This window comes from Tabrizicola sp. (assembly GCF_031377265.1).
GTDB lineage: Bacteria > Pseudomonadota > Alphaproteobacteria > Rhodobacterales > Rhodobacteraceae > JAUYQR01.
This window is the reverse complement of the sequence record NZ_JANMET010000336.1, coordinates 1-3,993: the sequence shown is the minus strand read 5'-3', so window position 1 is coordinate 3,993 and position 3,993 is coordinate 1. Positions and strand designations below refer to the sequence as shown.

Below are 3,993 nucleotides of genomic sequence, written 5' to 3'. Positions count from 1 at the left end.
TCATCCAGCTGCGGCCCATCCTTTGCTTTGCCGATTGCGCGCCAATTCCGGGGCCGTGGGTCACATGGGCAGTTGTCGGAGCGATCGCCCTCACGGGTGGCGGATTTGGCATCGCGTGGTCCCGCAGACGCCCTGCAAGCTCGCCCATATCAACGCAGCCCGGTTCAAAATGACGCTCGGGGCGAAATGACGAAAAAGAAAATGCTTCTGCTTTTGGCGGGCAAGCCTTGGGTCACCACGCCGAAGGGTGAAAAGTCCTGTTTCAACGGACCGATGGGCGCGCTGGCCCACAAGTTTGTGCATGACGACGCGCGACGACATAGCTGCGGGACAGTTCTTTGGCTTGGTCCTGATCCTGTCGCTGCCGTTCTACGCCTTGGGGGCAACAGGGGGCACGCTGCCCTTCGCGCCCGCTTTGCCGATCAGCGCTGTGATGGCCTGCGTGCCGATGAATGCGGCCCTGATCCTCGTGACGCGCCAGAATGGCCTCAAAGCCGCGAGAGGACTCTTTTCGAGCGCGTTCCGTGTTCGCATCATCCCAAATATATGGTGGGCTCTTGTCGCACTGGGATTCATGCCTGTAGCCTTCCTGGTCACGGGCGGCATCGTCTGGCTGTCCGGCATTGCATTGCCCGATCTTCACCTCCTTCCGGCCAGCGCGATCATCCCTGCCTTCGCGCTATTCTTTCTTGGTGCCGTGGGCGAGGAAATCGGCTGGCAAGGCTACGCGTATCCGGCGCTTGCAGGGCGGCACTCCGCCTTGACTACCGCCCTGACCATCGGCGTGGTGTGGGCGCTTTGGCATGTGATCCCGTTTGTACTGATGGAGCGCAGTGCGACCTGGATCATCTGGCACGGTCTGGGGATCGTCTTGATGCGCATCATCATCGTCTGGCTGTTCGTGAACGCTGGCCAAAGCCTCCTGATTGCGGTGCTTTTTCACATCATGAGCAATTCCGTCTGGGGCGTGTTCCCGGATTTCGCCCCTTGGTATGATCCAAGGGTCATGACTGTCGTCCTGCTCGCCGCCATGATGGCAATCGTAACCCTTTGGGGGCCATCCACACTGAAGCAGTTCAGATTTGGTTGACCTCGAGGAGACCGCGATGACCTTAAATCCAGAAGAGAACAAGGCCATTGCCCTGGCGTTCTACGACCTGATGTTTAACCAATGCCGGCCTCGCGCCGCCCTCGAGGCCTATGTCGGTGCGGTCTACATCCAGCACAATCCCCATGTGGCGGATGGCAAGGCGGCATTCATCGAGTATTTTGAACGGATGACCCGCGAATACCCCGGCAAGACAGTCCATTTCAAGCGGGCTATCGCGGAGGGCAATCATGTCGTTCTGCGTTGCCACCAGATATGGCCGGGCAGCGACGAATATGCCGGCATCGACATTTTCAGGTTTGATGACGATGGCAAGATTGTCGAACATTGGGACGTGCTTCAGGTCATCTCAGGCGGGTCCAAGAATGAGAACGGGCTTTTCTGAAAACCATATTGGCAGGCGGCTGGAGTTTCGAGGTTTCAATGAGGCGCATTCTGGCAGCTATCGTGCTTTTGACCGCGGTTATCGGTGTGGTTTTCGCAATCATCATCCGTATTGGACTGCCGATGCGCGCGCTGCCGCCGCCGAGCGGCGGATTGGTCGGCGCTGTTGACGCTCTGGCAACCGACGGGTCAAGACCCGACCTGTTTTCGGGAGCAGTTCAGCGCATCTTGCCGTTCCAAATCCTGTATCCGGCAAGTGTGGCTGGGACATATGCTCCCTATGTACCCGATGCGGGGCCGCAGATTGATGCCATTGCCAAAAGTCACGGCTGGCTGTTTCGGGTTATCCTTGGCCGGATCGGGACACTTGCAGCACCTTGGACCAACGCGGCAACGCCCTCTGCGTGCGGGCCGTTCCCGGTGATCATCTACTTGCCCGGCGTGACCGGTTACATGCAGATGGGCAGCTTTCAGACGACTGAACTGGCATCACAGGGTTATGTCGTCGTCACCCTGAACCAGCCCGGTGCGGTGGCTGCGGTCGTGTTACCGGATCACAAGATCATCTTGGGGCTGACCCGCGCGGATGCCAGCTCAATGATAGCGCCGTCCTATCTGGCCGAACCTTCTGCACTGCCCGCCGGCTTTGCAGCCAGACTTGAACCCGACAAAAGCATCGTGCCCTATTTTGCCGCAGATGTGGGGCTTGTCCTTGACCGACTGACACAGATCAACACCGATCCGGTGCATATCCTGCACGGGCGGCTTGATCTCGATCATGTCGGCGTCATGGGCATGTCTCTGGGCGCGATTGTGACAGCACAGGCCTGCGCGACGGATGCCCGGATTGACGCTTGCCTGATGATGGATGCGCCGGTCCCGACCGAAGTTGCGGCAATTGGCCTGCGGCAGGCTACGTTGTGGATCAGTCGCCCAGCAGAAGACCAACGTCTTGAGCGCGCCGCATCTGGCGGATGGCCCGAAGACGAGATCGCCGCACAGGCTGCGACGATAGAACAGGCCCTGTCCAACAGCCCGCATGGCCAGCTTGTGCAATTGCCAGGTCTGTATCATCTCGATTTCACCGATCTTCCCGCTGTGCAGCCGATGATCGGCTGGCTTCGGCAATCTGGCCCGGTGGGAGCCGTCCAAGCACACCGCCAGATCAATCAGCTGACGACGGAGTTTTTTGCTGCGACACTCGGTCCTGTGGTGAGGTGACAGGGGAGAACCTGTTGCCTTCCCTTCCCATCGGGCAGACTGCGCCAATCGCGGCCTATATCCCTTAGGTGCCGACATTTTCGGCCCTCTCCGGTCATTCAAGGCGAGACCGTCGCCGCAGTGCAGCTTCCGCAAAGCGGTCGTTGACAGGTTCTGCAGGATTTTCGTTACCTGGTGGTCTGCTGTGCAACCCAAGCGACCGCTATCCAATAGCGGGTGAAGGTGGGCGTCTGTGTTTCTATAGTTGACGGCACTTCAAGATGCAGCCGCTGCCTAGGTAGCTATTCTCTGATGTAGCTGTGGCTGAAACTGAGCGCGATATTGGGAAGGGGTGGTCTTTATCTGCCTCAAGAATGCGCGTCTCATGCGTTCATCGTCTTGAAAGCCGCAGATCGCTGCAATTGCTTTAATGCTCTTCTCACTAGCCCCTAGCAGATCACGCGCCGCGTCCACCCGAATGGCCTCCACGGCCCTTGCTGGGGAGATCCCCATAGTTGCTGTGTACTGGCGCGAGAAGTTTCGTGAACTCATCCCGCAACGGTCCGCCATATCTGAGACGGAAAATCTCTGCTGCAAACTACTGCGCACCCAATCGTGGAGCGGGCTAAACCGCCCCTCCGTGTCGCGCGCCTGTCTGTCCAACTCGGGACTGAACTGCGATTGCCCGCCTGAGCGGACCATCGGCGTAACCAGTGATCGGGCCAATTCAATCGCCGCAGGGGTCCCCAAGTCCTCCGCAACTATCGCTAAAGCCATGTCGATGCCAGCAGTGATGCCTGCCGAGGTCCAGACAGTACCGTCTTTGATGTAGATTGGATCGACCTCCACACTCACCTTCGGAAATCGGGCTGCAAGGTGATCACAATCCTCCCAATGTGTGACGGCACGGCGCCCATCAAGCAAGCCAGCGGCCGCCAAAACAAATGCGCCGGAGCATACCGAACACACGCGCTCGGATCGATCCGCCAGCTGCCTGACCTGATCGACTAGCGGCAGATTGTCGGCTGCGGCAAGTGCTCCATCACCGCCAATGACCACTAACGTGTGGATGAGCGTGTCTTGATGCAATTCAAGCCAATCCGCCAGCCGATCACTATCGATTTCCAAGATCGTATTGGTGTCAGTGCGACCACCGTGAAAGGACACAACATGCGTCTGGTACGCGGGCCCTGAACGCTCGTCTTTGCGTGCATGGGTGAACACCTGTAGTGGGCCAACAAGATCTAGAAGCACGATGTTGGGGTACACAATGAACACCACGTTCATCCGTTCAGGTAGGC

The 3,993-nt window shown here is 58.5% G+C and carries 4 protein-coding genes; 3 read left to right on the top strand and 1 reads right to left on the bottom strand.

What is annotated here, in order from left to right:
• Positions 1 to 433: 433 nt before the first annotated feature.
• From RMO18_RS18040 to RMO18_RS18030, 3 genes are read left to right on the top strand one after another with little or no spacing between them, the layout of a single operon-like run.
• Positions 434 to 1,090, top strand: a complete 657-nt coding sequence (locus tag RMO18_RS18040) for a CPBP family intramembrane glutamic endopeptidase (protein WP_309667791.1) — start codon at positions 434 to 436, stop codon at positions 1,088 to 1,090.
• On the top strand, positions 1,083 to 1,493 hold the full coding sequence (locus RMO18_RS18035; RefSeq protein WP_309667789.1) for a nuclear transport factor 2 family protein: 411 nt from the start codon (positions 1,083 to 1,085) through the stop codon (positions 1,491 to 1,493). Before RMO18_RS18040 ends, RMO18_RS18035 begins: the two co-directional genes overlap by 8 nt.
• Before the next feature lie 38 nt (positions 1,494 to 1,531).
• Entirely contained in the window at positions 1,532 to 2,713 is a 1,182-nt protein-coding gene (locus RMO18_RS18030) for a hypothetical protein (RefSeq protein WP_309667787.1), read from the top strand.
• Between the two features lie 273 nt (positions 2,714 to 2,986).
• On the opposite strand, the gene RMO18_RS18025 is transcribed toward RMO18_RS18030, so the two are convergent.
• Positions 2,987 to 3,993: helix-turn-helix domain-containing protein (locus RMO18_RS18025; RefSeq protein WP_309667785.1), on the bottom strand; the 1,007-nt coding region annotated here is incomplete at its 5' end.

Coding starts and splice junctions, on each gene's coding strand:
- RMO18_RS18040 (WP_309667791.1), top strand. CDS start 434: ATGGCCTGCGTGCCGATGAATGCGGCCCTGATCCTCGTGACGCGCCAG.
- RMO18_RS18030 (WP_309667787.1), top strand. CDS start 1,532: ATGAGGCGCATTCTGGCAGCTATCGTGCTTTTGACCGCGGTTATCGGT.